Genomic DNA, 20,804 nt, shown 5'->3' with positions numbered 1-20,804 from the left:
CCTCAGAACGTCCACACTGGCATAATTAGTGCCAGCAGCTCGTCGTGTATAATAACAATTGGTCGCGTCTCGCCAAAATACTGCAGCGTTGCCCCGTCGTATCCGGCATCCCGGAACAGGTCAAGCGCTTCGAGCAGGTAAGTAGCCCGTAAAGTCTCGCTGACTGGTGTATCTTCGCCATTACTTCCGCCAATAACGAGTTTTGCAGGTACATAGTTTTTACGTGTCTTGGTAATTAAGTCCTTAAAAGCAGTCACGAGGTCGATCAGCTGATCTCCTTTTTTATCCGGTTTGTCTTCATATCTGGAGTATCGGGCAAGCTCGGAAAAAGGCTTCAGCATAGGCACGATTCGGTCAATGCTTTCCAGCTGAAATTCTGCCTTAGGGTTGTCGGGTATGATCTTGTCCGTATCCGGATAAACTCCGTCGATCGTTTCACCTGTCACCGGATTAATCACGGCATCCGTACCGCCGCTGTAGACGCCGGTTGCTTTATACAGACGATGGCTGTCAGTGGCTATCAGAGCGCCACCTTTTGCTCGGTGAAAAACGCCCTGAAGAACTGGTCTTGCTTCGCCGACATGCTTTGTAAGTTTGCTAGCGTGCTTAATAAAAGTTGTGTAAGAGATGGTCATTATTCAATTTCCTCCTTTCTGTAGCCAAGCTTGATCGAATTTAATTCGATCTTTTTAAAAAATTGATTAATAATTTTTCCCGCCCATGATCTGTGGATGCTAAAGTATCTTGCTACGGCTGCCTTGCTTTCGTTTGTGTTTAGGTATCTGATAATTATTTTTTGATGGTCAATGCTAAACTCACCAAGCGTCTTTTTGACAACGTCCCCAGCGAGAAACATAATATTTATTTTTTCTGTGCCGCCGGGCTGAACGATGTCAATAAATTCTGATCCATCTTCATCGGCGGCAGCATTGAGGCTTAGAGTGATTCCGTCGCGCTTTTTCCTTTTTTTAGCTTTTGCCTCATTCGCAAAACTGTGATCCATAGCGGTGCTGATCGTTTTCAGAAAATATCTGAACCGATGGTCATAGTCAGCAGTCTGATTAATCCTGTAGCTCTTTAAACGGATCAGGCATTTATAGCATTGGAGTCTGCCAATGTTGACAGCATCGTCGAGTTCCATGGACCAAGGCTTTAACCGGAGTGCTCTGGACTTAATAAAGGGCTCGCAGGTTTTAATAATCTCGTTGTTTATGTCTTTTCCCGCGTCGTATGATTTTAAAAGGTCAATTCCTGAATAAAGCATAATGTCAAACTCATTTTTCTTCATTTTTTCTCCGCCTCTCTGATTTCCCATCCACCGTCGATATACTCATTGCTCCATTCCTGCCATTTCTCCTCAAGAAGCTTATCAATATCGGTATTGGTATCAATTTCCGGGTCATATCCGAGTTCGTCAAGTGTGAACGTTTCTTTCTGATCGCATCCATAGAGGCCAATATTCAGGTTGAAAGTTACCTTAGTTTGCGGATTCATTTTTTCTCCGCCTCCCGAATCAGTTTGTTAAGATAAACCCGTGCCTTTTTCAGATCCTCGACGCCGTTTTTCTCTTTCCAGCGGACGACGTATTTGACGACGTTCCCCTCGAGAAAATCGAGTCGTTTGTCAATGATAAAGTCCCAGGTATCGATCTTGCCGCGCGTGTAGTAGGCGGGTGCGTTAATATCTTCCGCCTTGATGACATTACTCATGGACATCCACCCGCTTTATGCTGTCGGCACTGTTAAACCCGTCCGGATACCGTGTCATCAGCTTGGCAATGTTTGACTCAGCGACTTCGTTAAAACTGATTGCCGCCAGCTGAGCAATCAGTGAGGCGTACCAGAGGACGTCACCCAGCTCCTTGATGAGGTCCTCCTGTTTCAATTCGTGGCCGTGAAACCGGTACTTCTTGATTAGGTCGGCGACTTCTCCGGCCTCACCAGCCAGTCCGAGCGCAAAGTTTGCCAGCAGGTCACGACCCTTTTCATCTGAGTTTGCTGTTCGGCTTGATAATTCCTGATATGTGTCAAATTCCATCGTTTATCATTCCTTTGATTTAATCTTTTTTATAGTAGTCAGTTTGATAACTGTCGGCCTTCAGCGGCAATCCTTCCATCCATGCCGCTTTCCGGCACATGATTGCTGACATCTGATCCGGCGTGATGCTGCCTTCCCCAACTTCAGCGACCAGTTCGTCGTGAACATGGAAAACGATAGGAATCCCGGCTTCATCAACGTGTGTCATGGCATTGGCTAGAGCGTCCCGGGCGGTTGCCTGGACAATGTTCTCGACCAGTTTCCCGCCATACGTCCGGAGCCGGACCCAGTTTGTTGGCATGCCCGGGATCCGCTGCTTACTTTGTCCTGTTCCCTCATACGTCAGGCTGTCCCTTCCGTGCTCCGGATCCTCTTCGATCCGGGGCTTAGCAAAAGCAATCCGCCGTCCGCTGGGAAGTCGGATGAACAGGGTTCCGGCTTCATAGCTGAATTTCAATCCCCTCTGAAGCGTTAACGATGTTTTTTTCTTCACAGCTTCAAGCGCCGCAGCGTCGCAATCTCGCCATAGTTTGACAATCGCCGGGCTGGCTTTCCGCCACTTGGTGACAATGTCTGGCAGTTCATCCTCTGTCAGTCCCATGGAGAGAGCGCCCATAGTAATCAGCGCATGCGGTCCGCCCCCGTAACCCAGCGCGAGTTCTGCGACTTTGCCCTTCTGCCTTAGAGGATCACCCTTGTGGATCGACCCGATCGGCACGTGAAACATCTGAGACGCCGAAGCTTCATAGATTTTCCCGTGTCCGCGGAAGACTTCGAGCCGCCATTTCTCGCCGGCAAGCCAGGCAATTACTCGCGCTTCGATCGCTGAGAAATCAGAAACGATGAATGTGTGCCCTGATGCCGGCACAAGCGCTGTCCGGACCAGCTGAGAGAGGACATCAGCGGTGTCGTCAAACAGTAAGCCAATAGCTTCCTTGTCGCCGGCCTTGACCAGCTGGCGGGCCGTATCCAGATCCGTGTTACTCATGTGATTCTTGGATAGATTCTGCGGCTGAATAATTCGTCCCGCCCAGCGCCCCGTGTGTGATGCGCCGTAAAACTGCATCGTCCCGCGCACACGGCGGTCATGGCAGGCAGCTTCTTTCATCCGCGTGTATTTCTTCACGGACGTTTTTGATGTTGCCTGACGGATCCTGAGGACTTCACGAACCGTCTCATTCGGTGCCTTTTTGATCAGTCCAGGCATCAGCTTTTTGCCGAGGCTGCCAACCTTTTGCATGCCCTGGTCTTCCAGCCAGCCTTTGATCTGAGCCGGGCTGTTCGGATTCGGCAGCCCCGTCAGCTTCTGCGCTTTTTCGAGATAATAGGCACTGTTTGCCGCATCGATCCGGATTGCGTTCTCGACCAGCTGCGGATCGATGCCGACGCCTCGATCGTTAATCCTCTGATCGATTGCCCACAGATGATTCTCAAAGTCACTCGGTGCGTATTTTAAAAGCCGGTTCCGGATCCCGCGTTCAACTTCAGTGTCCTGGCCACAGTAATACTTGAACCGCTCCCAGCCGTCCGGATCATCATGCGGCAGATGCCGCGTCCTGCCTTCATTCAGCAGGTCCGGCTTGCACGGCATAGAGAAAAACTTGATCAGCGCTTTGCCGGCAGCGTCTTTCTGCGCGTCCAGCTTCAGCACTTTAGCCACTCCGTCAAGGCTTGCCGGCAGGCCCAGCGTCAGGGCAAGAATCATACTGCAGCGCCATTCGTCCGGGTCCATGTAGTGAAAAGATCTGCCCAGGCAGGTGCGTTCAAAACTGGCGTTGAAAGCAGTCTTGATGACGCCTTTCATCGTCAGCGCGTCTCTCACGTCCTTTGGCAGATTATCACCGCGGGCCAGGTCGACGACTTCAACCGGATCGCTGTCAAAGGCAAACGAGCAGATCAGGATCCGAAACTCTGGTGTATCGACATACTTGTAAACGCCGTTGTCAATGCTGTTGTCACTGTATGTTTCTAGATCAATCGCCAAGGTTGTCATGATCTCTTAAGCTCCTTTCCTATAAAAATGAGAGGGAGAGCGTATGTGCTTTCCCTCTCAGTCAATTTGCTAGATTTTATCCGAGAAAATCTTCTGTTTCCTGCTGAACGTCTCCGGTATCGATCGCGTCGAAGTCGTCTTCAGCCTTCGAACGTCCGCCGAGATAGTCGCCGTCTTCCATCTTCTGCAGATTGTTCAGTCCGGCGGCAATACCTTTATTTCCGGCTGCGTTATAGGCATAGAAGTTCAGGCTTGCGCGGCCGTAGCAGCCGCTGTACAGGTCATCTGAATCGATGATCGCGTTCAGGTGCTGGTCGACCACGCCAGGCTTCGTCTTGCTTGATGCGTTTAGGAAGTAGCAGCCCTTGTATTCTTCCTGGTCCGGCCGTTCAGCGTCGCCGTCACGTAGTGGCGTTTTCAGGTTGGCCGGAATCTTTCCGCCCCACTTGCTGGCTCCGGCTTTCTTAGCGGCATCAGTGGCCGCTTTGATCTTCCGCAGGGTCGTTGTATCTGATTTCGGGATCAGCAGAGAAACCGAGTATTTCGGATCCTGCCCGTCCTGGATAGCAACGGCCTCAAAGCAGTGCAGATAAGAGAAACGTACTTTTCCGGTAACGACTTTCGTGTCAGTGTTTCTTGTAGCCATAATTCAATCAATCTCCTTTTTATTTAAAATCTTCAGCGGCTGAGGCAGTGGATCCGATTTCCGGGCGCTTGTCCGATTCCGGTACCAGCGTCGGTTTTCCGGCCGGCTTCACGATCAGATCACCGAGCAGCGTTTCAAACCGTTTCTTACCGAGCAGCTTCTGCATTTTCGTGATGGCCAGAATCTTTTTCTGGTAAATATCGTCTTCCGTGTATTCTTCAGCGATCAGCCGGACTGCGACCTGGTCTTCATCGGTGTATTTCCGATTGCTTCGACCCTCGACCAGCTTCCATCCGGGGAACTTCTCACCGTTCTCTGCATGGACCAGAGCATAGTTCTCAACATCTTCCGCCCACTTCCGGAGCTCGTCTGCCTTGGACAGCACATCACCAATTTCCTCATTGCTGAGTGTTGGTGGATCGGCAAATTCTTTCTTGGCGAGTTCCAGATTGGCTTCAGCGCGGACTCGGCAGACCGCCTTTGCCCGGCAGAACCGGCACCAGTCACCGGCTTTGTATTCGCCTTTGCCAGCAGCTGCTTTCTCCGCAGTTGGCTTGGCAACCTCTGCCGCCCATCTGGTCAGCTCTTCGACCGTCAGCTGATCGGTGGATATGCTGTCAAGTCTGGGCTGTACGATAGTCATACGGACATGATCGGGCTCATATAATACGCCGTACCCATTGAGTGCCCCTAGCGCATATAGTCTCATCTGGGTGTTCCCGACTGCACTGACGGGGACACCTTTGCCATACTTGAGGTCGCATATTTCAATGGCTTTATCGCTGATAATCAGTGCGTCACCGGTACCGAATCCACCGGGAACCCAGGGCGAGAAGTCCAGTTTCTGTTCGATCATGACGAACGCGTCTCCGGATTCTGCCTTGGCCGTGTTCAGCCGTTCCATAACCGTCGTAATGTAGCTGTCGATGTAATCGATCATGTCCGGACTGAACAGTTCATTCTTTTCCAATGCCTTCCGCTTCCGGTTGAACTCAGGCGCCTTGATCTGATGGGTCGCGTAAAGCAGATACAATTCCGCAAACTCATGTGCAAGCGTGCCTTCCTGGGCAAAGACGCTTTCCTTACCGTCATCCGGGAATTGCTGTTCCAGCTGTGCCGATGGCGGGCAGGAAAGCCAGCGTTTGGATCCGGATGCGGACAGAACCGCATGTGCCCGGAGTTCGTGATGGCCACTCATGCGATCTCTTCAGCTTTCTTCAGGACCTCAGCAAACTTCTCAGCCGGGATCGCTGACAGCTTCTTAAATCCAAAACTGGTAATCAACGCCTTGACTTCCTTCTGCTTTCCTGCCTGGGCAAGCTTGGCCAGTTTCGCGCGGACAGTCTCCAGTTTGATCGGCGGTTCAGCTGTTTCTGTAGCAGGAGCAGCCCCGCCGTGTCCGTTTTTACAGCTAATTCCTGACGGTGTATCAAATTGGAGCTCACCGCAAACGCTGCATTTTGTTCCGGTGTATTTTGGCTTCGGGTCTTCGTCTGGATGCTGTAATGGCTTTTCTTCCGGTGGGAAGCTTTCTGTCTTTGCTTCGCTCCACTTCTGCTCACGAGCCAGTGCTTCAGCGCTTTTATCGCTCAAAGCTGCGGCCAGTCGGTTTAAGGCTGTAGCCAGGTTATCAATGGATTGTTCCAGTGCCATGCTTATCTCCTCCTCAGATCTTGTTCCGGAATTGTTCGATCTCCTGCTTGTGCGCTTTGCGCTGATGCAGGACGTAGGTCTCTTCGTCGTACTTGTACTTTTCAAAGTCTTCCGCCGTCAGCTTGCCGGCTTCAACCAGTTTCGCAATACCGGGAGCATTCATATCAGAAACAGCTACATTGAGGTTCAGGGCCAGTGAGCTGAGATCAAGCTTGGTCGTGACACGCTTAACTGTCTGGATCATGGTCGGTTTGTCTTCATCGTTTACCGGATTGTAAACAAGCGTTGGTCCCTGGGTCCGGCAGTAGTCGATCAGTGCCTGCTTCCGTTTTGTGATGGACTCGCTTGTCGCCCGTCTCTGGCGTTCCAAGTCTTTCATATCCCGGAAAACACCATTTGCTTGTGCTGCGTTTTCAATTGCCATGTCTAAAAACCTCGCTTTCGTGGTACAATGACCACAGGTAGGATTTGAGCCGCTTTGCAGAGCGGCTTATTTTAGTTTTCAATCATTTCCACATCGGCGCCGCAAACTTCAATAGTTCCGTCGGCCAAATGTTTGAATCTGAACTTCACTTGATCAAAGTCAAGATCAGGGCTTTGCACATATTTCCTGATCGCGTCTTCGAGTTCATTCCGGTTGATTTTTAACAGAATCACTTTGTCCATCACTTATCGCCTCCTTTAATGGGATTCGCCCAATCGCCCATCATATTTCTCACAAGCTCATAGCGACCACGTAAATCCGAGTTCAACGGCATTCCAGCTTTGATGTAGCAATCCGTGCAAAGAAACAACCTTGTGTTTGGATCAAAGGTACCCTCATCAAGTAACACAACTTCCTGCGCACTGTTAAACGACTCAGGTTCTTCTCGCGCCCGGTCACGATATTCCGGGATTTGCTCTGGCCGTTCCCCACAGCCGGCACAACGTACAATGTAATTTTCATAGCCCATATAGCTCCACACCCTTTCACCCTTAGTAACGTTTGAAATTTGATTACTGACCCTTCTTCATGGCCCGAAAATACTTTGACTTCATCCGCAGTGCCCATCGGGCCATCTGCATCCGGTGTTTGGCCACGGCATGATCCTGAACACCCTGAAAAAACCAGTACAGCTGAACAGCTGTTTCAGGCGAAACAGTGGCTACTCGACGAATGGTAGGCACCGGAGTATCAGATAAAACTACCCTGATTGTCTTGATCCTTCTAACTGCTCTCATTTCGTTCTCACCTCCTTATGGCGGCTCCATTGGTGCCTATGGTCAATTCGAAGAATCTCAGCGAAGTGTATTTCCAGAAATTTCTTCATCGAAGACGCCAGGAACTGCCACATATCACCTGGTCGATCCGGATAATAAACAGGTCCGCCATTTTCGATGTCAAGCTGATCACGGTATTCTGGACGATAGAGGATATTACTCAGCAGCCATTTCCGCTTAAATCCCGTTGCACTTTCAAGGTCCTTCATGTTCCACCAGAGTTTCTCTGCCATATGATCATCCCTTTCTTACTTTCGTGTTACGTAAGTTACGGACAAAAAAAATCTCCGTCGCTTCCTGAGGATTTAACTTTAACGCATGATAAATCAAGTTCATCGCTCTAAAGGACGGAGATGTTTTGCCGCTGATGATCAGACCGATCGTGTTGCGATCAAGTCCAGTCGCCTCAGCAAGCGTTTTTCGATTGTAACCAGCAAGAACCATTTTCGCTTTCAGCTTGTTTGAATTAATGATAGGTGTATCCATGGGTTTTCAGCCTCCTTTCGTATCACGTAAGTCAGTATATCATGGCTTATTTTGTCGGTCAAGCATGAAACGTAAGATTTAAGGATTTAATATAGAAATATCTTGCATGGTGCGTACTATTAGTATAAAATGAAGGCATCAAAGGAGAAGAAAAACTACTATGATAATATCCGATCGAATCAAAGAAATGCGATTGAAAAGAGGCTTTACTTTAAAGCAGCTTGCAGAAGCAATCGGTAAAACGGAAGCAACCGTCCAGCGCTATGAAAGCGGGAATATCAAGAATTTAAAGAGCGATATAATTTCACAAATTGCAGACGTTTTACACTGTGCACCTGCATACCTTATGGGATGGTCTGATGTTGAGCAGTCTGACATGGATGTGAAATTAGATCCTAGGGTGAAAAAAATTTATGTCTATGGAACGGTCAAAGCAGGACCAAATGGTTTGGCTTATGAGGAGGTTGAACCGGATCCGGAATTTTTTGACTATGAGTATATTGTAGGCGATTATTTTGCTCTCCGAGTGAAGGGCGATTCGATGATTGGCGATGGAATAAATGAGAACGATATTGTTTTAGTAAGGGAAACCTGTGAGATTGCATTTAACGACCAGATTGGAATTGCGATTGTTAACGGTGAAGAAGGAACAATTAAGCATATTATTAAAACGGAAAACTCGCTAATACTCCGGGCATCAAATCCAAATGTTAAGTCTCGCGAATTTATCGGGGAAGAGATGAATAAAGTGCGAATCGTTGGCGTTGTCGTCGAAATGAAGCGCAAATTTGGAAGGAAGTGAAATGCAATGGCAACAATAAAGCAACTTGAAGACGGATCCTGGGAATTCAGGGTCCGTTATTATTCAGGAGGAAAGCAGAAAGAAATTCGCCGGCGGGGTTTGAAAAAACGTGAAGCCGTAAAACAGGCGAATGAAATGGAAAACAAGGTACTTAAAGGCTACGATTTGCAGGGTGGTAATGTAGAATTTGGTCCCTATATGCGTGACTGGTACGAGACTTTCCGGAAGGGCGAACATTCTGCCTATAATGATGAGGAAATAGAACGATCGGTACGGTTTGCCGAAAATAACTTTTCTGGCGTGAAGCTCAGAGACCTAACTAGAAAAGAATATCAGCAAGCCATCAATCAATATGCTTCCGGGCATTCAACAGCCAGCGTGCGAAAGATCCACATGTATATGAAAGCCTGCTTACAGGATGCCATTCAGGACGGCGTGATCTACAAAGACCCTACCTATCGCATAAAAACAAAGGGACGCATTAAACCAAAAGATGAACAACTGAAGTTTCTCAATCTGGCCGATACGGAAAAGCTGTCCCGTTATATTCTGAAGGACCTGAAATGGCGTTATATTAGCCGGCATATGATCCTCTTTGCTCTGGCGACTGGCTGTCGTTTCAGTGAAGTATCCGGGATGACCTGGGATTGTATTGATCTGGATAATAAAACTGTTCGAGTAGATAAGAAATGGGATTGGCATAATACGCACACCTTTGGCCCGACAAAAACAGCGTCCTCGAAACGATTGATCACAATTGACGATGAAACAGCTAAATGGCTCGAGCATTTGAAGGTCGAACAGTCAGCGCAAAAAGCCAAGTTGAAAGAGGATCCGAATCCGAACAACCTGGTCTTTGTAGATAAGACTTATCATCTTGTCTCCGATAATGCGGTTAATAAGACATTGCGCCTTCTTGCCGATAAGCTGTCCATAAAAAAAGTGACTTTTCATGCACTCAGGCACACACATGCGAGCATTCAGCTTTACAGTGGCCGGTCGATCAGCTGGCTTTCAAAACGACTAGGTCATGCCAGTATTATGACAACCTATAAAGTTTATATCCATATCATTGATGAATTGTTTACTCGCGAAAATGAAGAATCAAATGAAACCATGAGTACCATTTTCAAACTTGATGCCAAGCAAAAAGTCGTGAATATCCGCTGATGCTTGCCCTTGTTTTGCCCTTATTGATCATAATTAGTACAGTGTGGCATACAATGGTATGTACTAAAAAATCCCTCTATAAAGGGATTTTATGGATCATCAGATCACTGTGTACCAGCGAAATAATGGAGACGGTGGGAGTTGAACCCACGTCCAGAAGCATCGTAATTAAAGTTTCTACGAGCGTAGTCGATGTATTAGCAGTTCATCCCGGCGTCGGCCCGTCGACAGGCTTCCGCGGGACTATCCCGATTGATCTCTTCCCTGGCCCTCAGGATGCGGGCTTCCGGCGTATCCCACTAAAGTGAGTCCCTTACCCTACCACATGGGCGATGGAGGGAGGAACCGCTAAAGCTGATTAGGCAGCTAAAGCGAGGTTTTCGTTCTTTTTGCCAGTTATGGCTTTGGCGTTTTTACGAGGCCGACCCCCTCGGCTCGCCGCTTAAACCCGACCTACCCCTGTCGAATCCGAAACGTCCCCGAGTTAAACAATATTCCCTGCTGACAATTTTATACCAGTCAGCGCATGTATTATAGCAGATAATATTTTAAAATGCAACTTATAATTTTTGACGTCCATAGAACGATTTCTTAATTTCGTGTCGGGCCGTTTGTTTTTTTCAATGGTTTCGCGCTTATCGCAGCTTCTCTTATCCCGACCCAGTCCGACAGGCATTTTTGCGACTCTGTTTTTACATATACATTAAGCGGAATAAAGGCATAGCCTGCTTATCTGCAGCGGCGCCAAATTTATAGATTTCTTTCTGATCCATGAGAAGCTTGCGTATTCTGAGCGGATCATAGTCATAGCGGTTGGCCCTGCCCGCCGGCGGCCGCTTATCGGTCCGGACGATGGTTTCGGTCTTCTCAGCCGGTTTTTCGGTCAATTCAGGCTCGCTTTCGGTCGGCGCAAGCAGTTTTTCGGTCGGGAGCCATCCTTTTTCGGTCGGTTGCGGCCGCTTATCGGTCCGAAGCAATGGTTTCGGTCTTCTCAGCCGGTTTTTCGGTCAACTCGGGCTCGCTTTCGGTCGGCACAGGCAGTTTTTCGGTCGGGAGCTACCCTTTTTCGGTCGGGAGCCATCCTTTTTCGGTCGTCCGCAGCCGCTTATCGGTCTGGGACGATGGTTTCGGTCTTCTGCCGCACTGAACAAGCCCATCAGTCAGCGCCGGATAACCTGGCAAGCAATCCGCAGTCGAAACCGGCCGGTCATTATTTTATTCTTTTTTTCGGTACAAGATCCAATAGCAGAAAAACAACGATAAAAACGACTGAGGAAAGAATCAGTTCAAGCAGTGTTTTTGTTTTGTCCGGCTTGATATAGGTAAACCAAATCCATTGAGCCGCGAAAATTGCAATAAACAGGCCTACATAATTAAGCACTTTTTTGATCATTCCGAGTCATCCCTCTTCAGTTTCATCATAGGTCAGCCGTTTCATCGTTTCTACTGTTATTCAATCATGTTCAGCGTTGCCGAGTACCTGATATATGGCATGGGCAACCCCATTCTCCTCACAGCGGGTCGTCACAAGATCGCATTTTTCCTTAATCGCGTCGTCGGCATTGCCCATGGCAACGCTGAGGCCTGCGACATCGAACATGGACAGGTCGTTATAATTATCGCCGACGGCCATGACATCGCTGAGCGGGATTCCGAGGTAATTGGCCAGATGGTCGAGCGCGTTGCCCTTGGATGCATTCGGAGGCATGATCTCAAAGTTGCCGGTACCGCTTGTCACAATGCTGTAACGGTGCTGCGCTTCATAAACATCGCGGGCTTTCTTCAGTTTCACATCGTCAAAGGAAAAGACAATGATTTTATAAAATTCTGCCCCTGTTTTTTCAATCTCACGCCAGTCGCCGAAGAATCGATAAAAATCATCACGCGTCGCACCCTGGAAACCGACCGACCGGTCCTCATGAATGTTCAGGCGCTTCAGCTCTTCGTGAAGCCATTTCGTTCCGTCCTCCGGGACATAAATATTCTGCTCCGTGTAAACGCCGATATAGTATTTTTGCCTGACCAGCTCGGCAACAATCTGCAGCGTCCGTGTACGATCAAGGAAATCGGCACCCAGCAGTGTTCCGTCGGCCGAGTGAATTGTCGCTCCGTTCGTGCCGATCGCATGCGTATCTATATCGACATCTTTCATCTTGCTCTGGATGTCAAAAAAAGCTCTCCCGGAAGCGATGACCAGAGCGATTCCCTTTGAACGGGCGAACCTCAGCGCTCGCAGATTTTCCCAGCTGATCTCTCTCTCATTATTTAACAGAGTTCCATCCATGTCCAAAGCTATCAGTTTTATCATTTATTTCCTCCTGAACAATCATTATTGAAAAGACAGACGCCTACAAATACTCACGGCGCGCAAAGCCGGCAAAACGGAATTTATCCGCCCGATTCCGCCGGGCATTATCCAAATATACGAAACTGCGGACAACAACGGCACTTGAAACGGTCGATAAAGTCAAATATTGCCTTGTTTCTTCTGTTTGTTGGAAGCCTATTTTCAGATTCAGTTCATTCTCAATATAATCTTACAGTGAGTACTCGCAAATATCTGCGGTCAGCTTCGGCACAACGTCCATCAGCAGGAAATCTTCGTCCAGAATCACCGTTTCACCGCCGACCCATTTAAATAAGCTGATGAACCGTCATCTCCCAATGTTTACCGGAGTGCTTGGCAAGCCCCCGGAAAATCAAAGCGGCCGACGTCAAGCCAAACCGAATCTTTCCCCCGTATCTTCTGAATATAGCCATTGCGTGAAAGGAGCGCAAGAGTTTTGCGGATCGTTTCACGGGAAGCCTTGTACTGATCGCCCATCTCATTTTCCGAAGGAAGGAGCCGACCGGCCGGTATCATTGCCTTACGGATTTTACTCGCAGGATTCTGATAAATGTTTGTAAAATTATTTTCATGAACGATCGTCACATTCCCTGTTCGCTTCAAGTCCCGGAACAGTATCCAGGACAAACCGCACCTTTACGCCATTCAGTATATATTATAGCAAATCTTTTTCAACTACCACTGGTTAAAATCAGTGGATTGACAGAGCGGTGCCCAGCAAGCAAAACCAAAGCTGAGCCGGAGCTTGACTTCCGTTATGCCTCACAGGCCGTGATCTGCCTGACCGTCTCAAAAGGAACTGTCAAAAAGTACATCCAAAAAGTACATTGAAGATCAGTACAGCAACGGAGCCAAAAACAAAAAATGAAGAACAGGGCTTATATCCATGGATTGAAATCCGTGGCATTGCGTCAGTTTTTCGGTAAATGAACGCTCGCTAATCGTTCCAGCCATTGACAATGTCCTGAAAGTTCGCGCTTTACAGAGCGGCCTATTGCGCTTTCCGCCAAACAATAAACTCTTTTTGCGGTTGTTGCAGTCCCCTTGAAGTCATCCATTCATCCTAATTATATTATACCTTATGAGGCCGCACGTTTTGAGCGTGCAGCCCCCTAGAAAAAGTAAGACTCCTGAAAAATTTCAGGAGTTCGGTCGCAAACGGATTATTTATTTCTGCCCTTGTTCTTGACGTACGATTTGTTTTTTCCGAAATTACTGTTGCCATGGCCGTTTCCCTTGTACGTCGGGCGATGATCTGCCCCGCCGCCCGGCTTCCCGGCCGATCGTTTTTTCCCTTCATTTGCCGGCTTGACCGGTGCCTTTCCTTGAATGATCGTCGGACGCGATTTCCGCTGTCTCGGCTTCTGCGGTTTCATGCCGACGACCTCGAAATCGACTGCATGCTCGTCGAGGTTGACGTCAAGAACACGTACCTCGATTTCATCGCCGATCCGGTACAGATGGCCGGTGCGTTCGCCGATCAGCGCCATATTCTCCTCGCTGTAGCGGTAATAATCGTCGGTCAGATAACTGATGTGGACCAGTCCTTCGATCGTATTTGGGAGTTCGACAAACAGGCCGAAATTGGTCACACCGCTGACTACCCCTTCGAAGTTCTGGCCGATTTTATCCTGCATGAATTCGGCCTTCTTCAGGTCGTCGGTGTCCCGTTCCGCTTCAACGGCCCGCTGTTCGCAGGCCGACGTATGCTTGGCAATTTCCGGCATCCGCTCTTTCCAGTACGCCTGCGTCTTATTATCTGTCTGACGATCGAACAGGTACTTACGGATCAGCCTGTGAACCGTCAGATCGGGATAGCGGCGGATCGGCGATGTGAAGTGCGTGTAATATTCGGTTGAAAGGCCGAAGTGTCCGAGACACTTGTCGTCATATTTCGCTTTGGCCATCGAACGCAGCATCACGGTGCTGATGACCGCTTCTTCCGGCTGCCCTTTGACTTTTTCAAGCAGCGACTGCAGCGTACGCGGGTGAACATGATCCGGCGAGCCTTTGAGAACGTACCCGAAATTCACCGCGAAATCAAAAAACTTCTCCAGCTTTTCCGGATTAGGCTCTTCATGCACGCGATAGAGGAAGGGAAGATGCAGTTTTTCAAAATGTTCGGCGATCGTTTCATTCGCCGCGAGCATGAACGATTCGATCAGCCGTTCCGCAACCGTCCGTTCCCGCACAACGACATCAATCGGTTTTCCCTGTTCGTCGACAATAATTTTCGCTTCCGTAAAATCAAAATCAATCGCTCCGCGCTCGTTCCGTTGTTCTTCAAGAATATGGGCGAGTTCTCCCATCAGGTCGAAGAAAGGAATGAGATCGTGATAGCGTTCCAGTACTTCATCATCCTCACGCTGCAGAATCTTTCGGACATTTGTGTAAGTCATCCGTTCCGTCGTCCGTATAACACTTGGAAAAATCTCGTGGCCGACGACGACTCCCTTAGGCGTGATTTCCATTTCACAACTGATTGCAAGCCGGTCAGTCCGGGGATTCAGGCTGCAGATTCCGTTCGAGAGCCGGTGCGGAATCATCGGAATCACGCGGTCGACCAGATAGACACTGGTGCCGCGCTCGTAGGCTTCCGCATCGAGCGAGGATCCTTCCGTTACATAATGGCTGACATCGGCAATATGTACGCCCAAGTGATAATTTCCGTTATCCAGCCGGGTAACGGTGACGGCATCGTCCAGGTCTTTTGAATCCTCTCCATCAATCGTTACAATCGTTTCATCGCGAAGATCGCGGCGGCCGACAAAATCTTCAGGCCGGATTTCATCGGGAACGGCTTCGGCTTCGGACATCACTTCCGGGGGATAATCGAGCGGCAGGCCGTGCTTGTAGATAATCGAAAGAATATCGATGCCCGGATCATTCTTATGTCCCAGAATCTGGGTGATCATCCCTTCGGCGTTTTTTCTGCCTTCGGGATATTTGGTGATCTCGGCGACCACTTTGTGTCCCTCCATTGCCCCGTGTTCCGCATTTTCCGGAATGAAAATATCCCCGTTGATCCGGTTATCGTCGGGGATGACAAATCCGAAGTGTTTTCCCGCATTATAAGTGCCGACAACCTGCTTCACGGCGCGTTCAAGTATACGGATGACGGTGCCTTCAGGACGGTCTCCCCTGTCGCTGCTCTTTGCAGAAACCCGTATAATGACCGTGTCTCCGTTCATCGCCCCGGCCAGATCATTGGGTCCGACAAACACATCGTCCAGTTTTTCATCCTCCGGAATGATAAAGGCAAAGCCCTTGGCATGGCTCTGTACCCGGCCCTTCATCAGATTCATTTTCTCCGGAAGGCCGTAACGGTCCGATCGTGTGCGGATGACGAGCCCCTGCTGTTCCATTTCATTCATTGTTCTGACAAAATCGGCAAAGTTTTCTTTGTCGCTCGCGCTGAAGGCTTCCTCCAGCTCCTGCAATGTCATCGGCCGATAAGTTTCTTCCCGCATATAATCCAGAATCTCCTGAATGCGTTCTTCTGCCATGTACATAAACCTCCCTGTTCTTAGGAAACAGACCAATCCAGGCTTTCAAGAAACGCATAGATATCCTGGTCCAATTGCGCTTTTTCTGTTCCTAACGTGATCACGTGTGTGGACTGTTCATACCAATTCAATTGTTTTCTTTCAGACTGGATTTCATCATAAATAATCTCTGCACTGTTCGTATCAATCATTTCGTCAAGACGCCCCTGGACGACAAAAGACGGAACGGTAATGCGGTACAAATTAAGCCTGACATCACGGATCAAATCACGGACGGCGGCGAGCAGTTCCGGAACCTTCTTCCTGATTTCCGACATGTCCGCAGCAATTTCCCGATCATTTTCTCCCTGATAAATCTTATAATTCTCCGCATACTTGAGAACTCCTGCATAGATCCTGTCCTGCTTCCGGCTGCCCGCCGGCGCGCACATCGGTATTAATCCCTTCACTGGAAAAGTGTATCCACATTTGAGGGAAAATACCCCGCCGATCGAAAGGCCGCAAACGGCAATTTCCCGATAGCCGAGCCGATTCAGATAGCCGTAAGCCTCGCGGACATCCTGCCACCAGTCGGCCGGCGTCGTTTTCATCAGCTCTTCGGGAGGCACCGCATGCCCTTTGTAGTGCGGTCCGTAGCACGTATACCCGCGCTTGTACAAATAACGGCCCAGCTGGCGGACATCCGTTGAATTGCCGGTAAATCCGTGCAGGAGAAGAACGGCACGCGTTCCGCCTTCAAAAAAGAAAGGTTTCGGAGGCCTGACCTTCATTTCCCGTCATCCTCCCGGCAATTTTCTGTTTTCAGCCGGCTGGCCGTCTTAATCAACAGAAATTGCCATTTTCTCTGTTTCTTTACACATATTATACGCTATAATACGGAGCAGGTCTAAAGATCGCCGAAAAGCCGTGAAAACCGCGGCACGGCTTCACGTTCAGGGCTTATTCTGCGATTGTCCGGACTGCTGCGAAACAGCAAAACCGGAACGGCAATCCACCTCCGATTACCCCTCCGGTTCATTAAGTCCTGTATCCTCTTTTAAAAGTAGTAACCGAGCAGAAATGCGGAAACAAAGAATACGACTGAAAAAAAGACCGTCAATCGATTCAGACCGACCTCAATGCCTCTCGATTTCTGCTTGCTGAACAGTTGTTCCGCGCCGCCTGTGATCGCTTCAGAAAGGCCGTCTCCGCGGCTTCTCTGCATCATGATCAAAACCACCATGACCAGTGCGGAAACAAGCAGCACAACCAGCAAGAATGTATGCATGAACTAACGCTCCTATCTTCACGTTCAAGTTGCCTTCATCTTTAATTTAACATATGCTGTGCCCCGCCGCAACCGAAACGGAAAGAATCATGAATAAAGACGGCCGCGCCGGCCTTTTATAAAGTCGACAGCTCTTTTTCGGCTGCCCGCATCCTTCTTTGTTTCCGCCGGAATGCCACGGAGGAAAATGTGACACTGATCTCATAGAGAAGGAGAAGCGGAACAGCGACAAGCGAATGCGAAACAAAGTCCGGAGGAGAAATCATCGTTGCCAGTATAACCAGGATGAGATAGGCAGCTTTCCGCATTTTCCGCATCCGGGCAGGTGTCAGAATGCCGAGATTCGTCAGGAAGACAACGACAACCGGAAGTTCGAAAAGGAACCCGAACGGCAGAACAATATTCAGTAAAAAGCCGAAATATTTTTCGGTCGTAAACATCACAGTGAACATGCCCGCATTCATGGCTACCAGAAAATGAAGGATATTCGGGAAAACAACGAAATATCCGAAAAAAACGCCGCAAAAGAACAGCAAAAAGATAGAAGGGATATAAGCCAGTGCGATTTTACGCTCTTTTTCCGTCAATGCCGGCGCGACAAATACCCAGAGCTGCCATGCCGCAATCGGAATCGTGACGCCGATCGCAACGACCCCGGCCAGCATGAAATAGACCCAGATGATATCCGTCGGACCGAGAACTGTCAGTTTCCCGCGTATGCTCAGATCATTGACCAGCCAGCGGTAAAGAGGGCGTACAAAGACGAGCGTACCCGCAAAGCTCAAAACAAACGTCACAAGTACAACAATAAATCGCTTGCGCAGATCATTCAGGTGTTCTAACAATGTCATCTTCTGACTATTCTTCATTTGATTTCACCCGAATTCTCTCAGTCTTTTTTTTCTCCCTCTGGTGTTTTGCTTTCTGTTGTTTCGCTTTCCGTTACTTTGCTCTCCGTGATCGTCTGCTTGTCTTTTTTCGGTTCGTCCTCTGTCGATGTCAGGCCCTGAGTGGCGCTTTTAAATTCCTTCAGAGACTTGCCGAATGCCCGGCCGATTTCCGGAAGTTTCGACGGTCCGAAAATGACAAGTGCCACAATCAGAATCAGGATTAAACCGGGAATACCGATATTGCCGATACCCATTTTTACCAGCTCCTTTTATAGTTGAAAGAATTGCCTTGATTCACTGCTTCTTAAGGTACTCTTCTGTGCCTCCGAAATCGTCAGGCGGGACCCGCATGCTTCCGGGCCCGGGTTTAACAGATTCTCGGAAGCATCATTCCGGACAGCCGGTGCAGGCGCCTTTTGCTGCCGAGCGGCGTTTCAAGCAGCAGCCGTCCTGCTTCTTTCCCGATAACATGCCCGATCACCTTGGCATTGCTTCCTTCGGGAAAAGCGCGCAGAGCGTCGAGCGTCTTTTGCCGATCTTCGTGGGCGACAATCAGGATCACTTTCCCCTCATTTGCCAGATAAAGCGGATCGAATCCAAGAATGTCGCAGGCACCTCTGACTTCATCCCTGATCGGGAGCGCGGCCTCGCTGATTTCAATGGCGGTGCCGAAATCTTCGGCGATTTCGACGAGCGTCGTCGCTACGCCGCCACGCGTCGGGTCGCGCATAATCCGGACATGTGCCCCGCTCTCCAGTACCTTGTCAATCATCCGATTCAGCGGCGCGCAGTCGCTCTTCAGATCGGTCATCAATCCGAGTTCCCCGCGGGCGGCCAGAATCGCAATGCCGTGATCGCCCAACGTCCCGCTGATAATCACATCGTCGCCTTCCTGTATCTCTTCCGGTCGGATGGCATGCTCCGTGCGCTGCAGGCCGATCCCCGTCGTATTGATATAAAGGCCGTCGGCGCCGCCCTTTTCCACAACCTTCGTATCGCCGGCAACGACGCGGACCCCGGCGGCCGCCGCTTCTTCCGCCAGCGACCGGACAATTGTCCGGAGATCGCCGAGCGGAAAACCTTCTTCGATGATAAATCCGGCCGTCAGATACAGCGGAACCGTGCCGGCAACGCTCAGATCATTGATCGTTCCGGCAACGGCAATCTTGCCGATACTGCCTCCGGGAAAAAACAGCGGATTGACAACGAAACTATCGGTCGTCACCGCGATGTTCCCGCTTCCCAGCGACAGTAAAGCAGAATCAAAGCGGGAAGCATCCTGATTCCCAAAAGCGGAGACAAAAACTTGCTGAATCAGTTTGTGGGCGAGTTCTCCGCCGTCTCCGTAAGCAAGCGTGACCTTGCGCTCCATCGGTCATTCATCCTCTCTCATATAAGCGTAATGTGCCGCGCAGCTGCCTTCCGTCGATACCATGCATGGCCCGATCGGATGCAGCGGCGTACAGGCTTTCCCGAAAAGGATGCATTCCTCCGGAGAAGCAATTCCGCAGATCATGTCCCCGCAGCGGCAAAGCGTTTTTTTCGGTTCTCCGACCTTGATGTTGAATCTCTTTTTCGCATTGAACCGGTCATATTTTTCACGGATGTCCAGTCCGCTCTGCGGAATTACGCCCAGTCCGCGCCACGCTTCATCGCACGGTTCAAAAAACTCGTACATGATTTTCTGCGCGGCCGTATTGCCTTCCGGCCGGACAACACTTTTATAATTATTGACAATGGCCGGCCGGTCTTCAATGATGATCTCCAGCAGTTTATAAATCGCGCTCAGCATTTCAACCGGCCCGAAACCGCTGATTACACCCGGCATGCGGAACTCATCGATCAGGAATTGGTACGCTTTTTCTCCAAGAACAATCGAGACATGTCCCGGAAGCAGAAATCCGTTAATTTTTACCTTTTTGACGGTCAGCAGTTCCCGAAGCACGGGCTGAACCAGTTTGGTTGTCGCCCACATCGAAAAGTTGCCGACATTTTTCTGCGCGGCCAGCTGGATGGCGGCAGCCAGCACCGGAACCGTCGTCTCAAATCCCACTCCGAGAAAAATCACTTCTTTATCAGGATTTTCTTCAGCAATCCTGACAGCGTCCAGCGGTGAATAGACGATGCGTACGTCGCGCCCATCCGTCTTCGCACTGAGCAGGCTTCTTTTTGATCCGGGAACGCGCATCATATCGCCGAACGTGCAGACGATCCGGTCATCGGACTCGGCGACTTCGATCATGGCATCGATCTGTTTCTGATCGGTGACGCAGACCGGGCAGCCCGGTCCCGAGATCAGCCGCACATGCCCTTTAAGCATCAGTTTGATACCCGTCCTGGCAAGTGCCATCGTGTGTGACCCGCAGACTTCCATAAAAGCGGGCACAATTCCTGTTTTTTCTTTATAGCGGTCGGCAAGCTGAATCACTTTCTGCGCCAGTTCTTTTGCGACACCGGGATCAACGGGTTCCAATAACGCCGGCACGGGCTATCTTCCCCCATTCATTCAGGCTATCGCGCGCGAAATCCTGATCGATGATCGACATTCCCTGCCCGGCGTGGACGATGACGTATTCGCCGACTTCCACTTCCGGTACAAAGAGAGTGCCGACTTCCATCTTTGTCCCCATCACGTCAACCAGAGCCGTATATTCTTTCTTCTCAATTACTTTTGCAGGAACACCTACGCACATGCTGTTCATCCTCCTAAAGTCATAATTTCTTAAATGATTCTGCCGGGACCTGAA

At 49.5% G+C, this 20,804-nt stretch carries 29 protein-coding genes and 1 other RNA gene; 2 read left to right on the top strand and 28 right to left on the bottom strand.

What is annotated here, in order from left to right; all coding sequences use genetic code 11:
* Positions 1-2: 2 nt before the first annotated feature.
* The 15 genes from OYT88_RS06225 to OYT88_RS06155 all read right to left on the bottom strand — a co-directional run bounded on the left by OYT88_RS06225 (position 3) and on the right by OYT88_RS06155 (position 8,075).
* On the bottom strand, positions 3-635 hold the full coding sequence (locus OYT88_RS06225; RefSeq protein ID WP_274398661.1) for a beta clamp domain-containing protein: 633 nt from the start codon (positions 633-635) through the stop codon (positions 3-5).
* On the bottom strand, positions 635-1,288 hold the full coding sequence (locus OYT88_RS06220) for a hypothetical protein (protein WP_274398660.1): 654 nt from the start codon (positions 1,286-1,288) through the stop codon (positions 635-637). Before OYT88_RS06220 ends, OYT88_RS06225 begins: the two co-directional genes overlap by 1 nt.
* A complete protein-coding gene (locus OYT88_RS06215) occupies positions 1,285-1,494 on the bottom strand; it encodes a DUF7167 family protein (RefSeq protein WP_274398658.1) in 210 nt (69 codons plus the stop codon). The genes OYT88_RS06220 and OYT88_RS06215 overlap by 4 nt, the downstream gene beginning before the upstream one ends.
* Positions 1,491-1,709, bottom strand: a complete 219-nt coding sequence (locus tag OYT88_RS06210) for a DUF3310 domain-containing protein (RefSeq protein WP_274398656.1) — start codon at positions 1,707-1,709, stop codon at positions 1,491-1,493. The genes OYT88_RS06215 and OYT88_RS06210 overlap by 4 nt, the downstream gene beginning before the upstream one ends.
* Positions 1,702-2,037: a nucleoside triphosphate pyrophosphohydrolase family protein gene (locus tag OYT88_RS06205; protein ID WP_274398655.1), complete on the bottom strand. Its 336-nt coding sequence runs from the start codon at positions 2,035-2,037 to the stop codon at positions 1,702-1,704. The genes OYT88_RS06210 and OYT88_RS06205 overlap by 8 nt, the downstream gene beginning before the upstream one ends.
* Before the next feature lie 19 nt (positions 2,038-2,056).
* Positions 2,057-4,030 (bottom strand): DNA polymerase, encoded by a 1,974-nt coding sequence (locus OYT88_RS06200; RefSeq protein WP_274398654.1) that lies wholly within the window; start codon positions 4,028-4,030, stop codon positions 2,057-2,059.
* A gap of 76 nt (positions 4,031-4,106) precedes the next feature.
* Entirely contained in the window at positions 4,107-4,676 is a 570-nt protein-coding gene (locus OYT88_RS06195) for a DUF2815 family protein (protein ID WP_274398653.1), read from the bottom strand.
* Positions 4,677-4,695: 19 nt separating this feature from the next.
* On the bottom strand, positions 4,696-5,874 hold the full coding sequence (locus tag OYT88_RS06190; RefSeq protein WP_274398645.1) for a DUF2800 domain-containing protein: 1,179 nt from the start codon (positions 5,872-5,874) through the stop codon (positions 4,696-4,698).
* A complete protein-coding gene (locus OYT88_RS06185; RefSeq protein ID WP_274398643.1) occupies positions 5,871-6,329 on the bottom strand; it encodes a hypothetical protein in 459 nt (152 codons plus the stop codon). The genes OYT88_RS06190 and OYT88_RS06185 overlap by 4 nt, the downstream gene beginning before the upstream one ends.
* A 13-nt stretch (positions 6,330-6,342) precedes the next feature.
* The gene (locus OYT88_RS06180) at positions 6,343-6,753 is read right to left on the bottom strand and encodes a hypothetical protein (RefSeq protein WP_274398641.1); all 411 of its coding nucleotides are present in this window, start codon (positions 6,751-6,753) and stop codon (positions 6,343-6,345) included.
* Positions 6,754-6,824: 71 nt separating this feature from the next.
* Positions 6,825-6,995, bottom strand: a complete 171-nt coding sequence (locus tag OYT88_RS06175; RefSeq protein WP_274398639.1) for a hypothetical protein — start codon at positions 6,993-6,995, stop codon at positions 6,825-6,827.
* On the bottom strand, positions 6,995-7,282 hold the full coding sequence (locus OYT88_RS06170) for a hypothetical protein (RefSeq protein ID WP_274398637.1): 288 nt from the start codon (positions 7,280-7,282) through the stop codon (positions 6,995-6,997). Before OYT88_RS06170 ends, OYT88_RS06175 begins: the two co-directional genes overlap by 1 nt.
* Before the next feature lie 43 nt (positions 7,283-7,325).
* On the bottom strand, positions 7,326-7,550 hold the full coding sequence (locus OYT88_RS06165; protein WP_274398635.1) for a hypothetical protein: 225 nt from the start codon (positions 7,548-7,550) through the stop codon (positions 7,326-7,328).
* Positions 7,547-7,822: a DUF771 domain-containing protein gene (locus tag OYT88_RS06160; protein WP_274398634.1), complete on the bottom strand. Its 276-nt coding sequence runs from the start codon at positions 7,820-7,822 to the stop codon at positions 7,547-7,549. Before OYT88_RS06160 ends, OYT88_RS06165 begins: the two co-directional genes overlap by 4 nt.
* Before the next feature lie 4 nt (positions 7,823-7,826).
* A complete protein-coding gene (locus OYT88_RS06155; protein ID WP_274398633.1) occupies positions 7,827-8,075 on the bottom strand; it encodes a helix-turn-helix transcriptional regulator in 249 nt (82 codons plus the stop codon).
* A gap of 160 nt (positions 8,076-8,235) precedes the next feature.
* Here OYT88_RS06155 and OYT88_RS06150 point away from each other — a divergent pair, with 160 nt between their 5' ends.
* Positions 8,236-8,877, top strand: coding sequence for a LexA family protein (locus OYT88_RS06150; RefSeq protein WP_274398632.1), 642 nt, complete (start codon positions 8,236-8,238; stop codon positions 8,875-8,877).
* Between the two features lie 6 nt (positions 8,878-8,883).
* Positions 8,884-10,047, top strand: a complete 1,164-nt coding sequence (locus OYT88_RS06145; RefSeq protein ID WP_274398631.1) for a tyrosine-type recombinase/integrase — start codon at positions 8,884-8,886, stop codon at positions 10,045-10,047.
* A 123-nt stretch (positions 10,048-10,170) separates the two neighbouring features.
* Here the strand turns inward: OYT88_RS06145 and ssrA are convergent.
* From ssrA to OYT88_RS06080, 13 genes are all read right to left on the bottom strand, one after another.
* Positions 10,171-10,528: a transfer-messenger RNA gene (gene ssrA, locus OYT88_RS06140) on the bottom strand.
* A gap of 211 nt (positions 10,529-10,739) precedes the next feature.
* Positions 10,740-11,024 (bottom strand): SsrA-binding protein, encoded by a 285-nt coding sequence (locus OYT88_RS06135; protein WP_274398630.1) that lies wholly within the window; start codon positions 11,022-11,024, stop codon positions 10,740-10,742.
* Positions 11,025-11,257: 233 nt separating this feature from the next.
* Entirely contained in the window at positions 11,258-11,440 is a 183-nt protein-coding gene (locus OYT88_RS06130; protein ID WP_274398629.1) for a hypothetical protein, read from the bottom strand.
* Between the two features lie 60 nt (positions 11,441-11,500).
* The gene (locus OYT88_RS06125) at positions 11,501-12,355 is read right to left on the bottom strand and encodes a Cof-type HAD-IIB family hydrolase (protein WP_274398627.1); all 855 of its coding nucleotides are present in this window, start codon (positions 12,353-12,355) and stop codon (positions 11,501-11,503) included.
* A gap of 360 nt (positions 12,356-12,715) precedes the next feature.
* Entirely contained in the window at positions 12,716-12,910 is a 195-nt protein-coding gene (locus OYT88_RS06120) for a GntR family transcriptional regulator (RefSeq protein ID WP_274398759.1), read from the bottom strand.
* A 647-nt stretch (positions 12,911-13,557) separates the two neighbouring features.
* Complete coding sequence (gene rnr / locus OYT88_RS06115; RefSeq protein WP_274398625.1) at positions 13,558-15,900, bottom strand: ribonuclease R; 2,343 nt, start codon at positions 15,898-15,900, stop codon at positions 13,558-13,560.
* Positions 15,901-15,920: 20 nt separating this feature from the next.
* Entirely contained in the window at positions 15,921-16,670 is a 750-nt protein-coding gene (locus OYT88_RS06110) for an alpha/beta hydrolase (protein ID WP_274398623.1), read from the bottom strand.
* 266 nt (positions 16,671-16,936) lie between these two features.
* Positions 16,937-17,167, bottom strand: a complete 231-nt coding sequence (secG, locus tag OYT88_RS06105; protein ID WP_274398621.1) for a preprotein translocase subunit SecG — start codon at positions 17,165-17,167, stop codon at positions 16,937-16,939.
* A gap of 116 nt (positions 17,168-17,283) precedes the next feature.
* Positions 17,284-18,018 (bottom strand): twin-arginine translocase subunit TatC, encoded by a 735-nt coding sequence (gene tatC / locus OYT88_RS06100; RefSeq protein ID WP_274398620.1) that lies wholly within the window; start codon positions 18,016-18,018, stop codon positions 17,284-17,286.
* Positions 18,019-18,056: 38 nt separating this feature from the next.
* Positions 18,057-18,311 (bottom strand): twin-arginine translocase TatA/TatE family subunit, encoded by a 255-nt coding sequence (locus OYT88_RS06095; protein WP_274398618.1) that lies wholly within the window; start codon positions 18,309-18,311, stop codon positions 18,057-18,059.
* Between the two features lie 113 nt (positions 18,312-18,424).
* The gene (gene hypE / locus OYT88_RS06090) at positions 18,425-19,429 is read right to left on the bottom strand and encodes a hydrogenase expression/formation protein HypE (RefSeq protein WP_274398616.1); all 1,005 of its coding nucleotides are present in this window, start codon (positions 19,427-19,429) and stop codon (positions 18,425-18,427) included.
* A 3-nt stretch (positions 19,430-19,432) separates the two neighbouring features.
* Complete coding sequence (gene hypD, locus OYT88_RS06085; protein WP_274398614.1) at positions 19,433-20,542, bottom strand: hydrogenase formation protein HypD; 1,110 nt, start codon at positions 20,540-20,542, stop codon at positions 19,433-19,435.
* A complete protein-coding gene (locus tag OYT88_RS06080; protein ID WP_274398613.1) occupies positions 20,517-20,750 on the bottom strand; it encodes a HypC/HybG/HupF family hydrogenase formation chaperone in 234 nt (77 codons plus the stop codon). The genes hypD and OYT88_RS06080 overlap by 26 nt, the downstream gene beginning before the upstream one ends.
* Positions 20,751-20,804 lie beyond the last annotated feature (54 nt).

Origin of the sequence: Sporolactobacillus sp. CQH2019 (genome assembly GCF_028765345.1) — a bacterium.
Lineage (GTDB): Bacteria > Bacillota > Bacilli > Bacillales > Sporolactobacillaceae > Sporolactobacillus.
The sequence above is the reverse complement of the archived record's forward strand: the minus strand, read 5'-3'. Positions and strand labels throughout refer to the sequence as shown.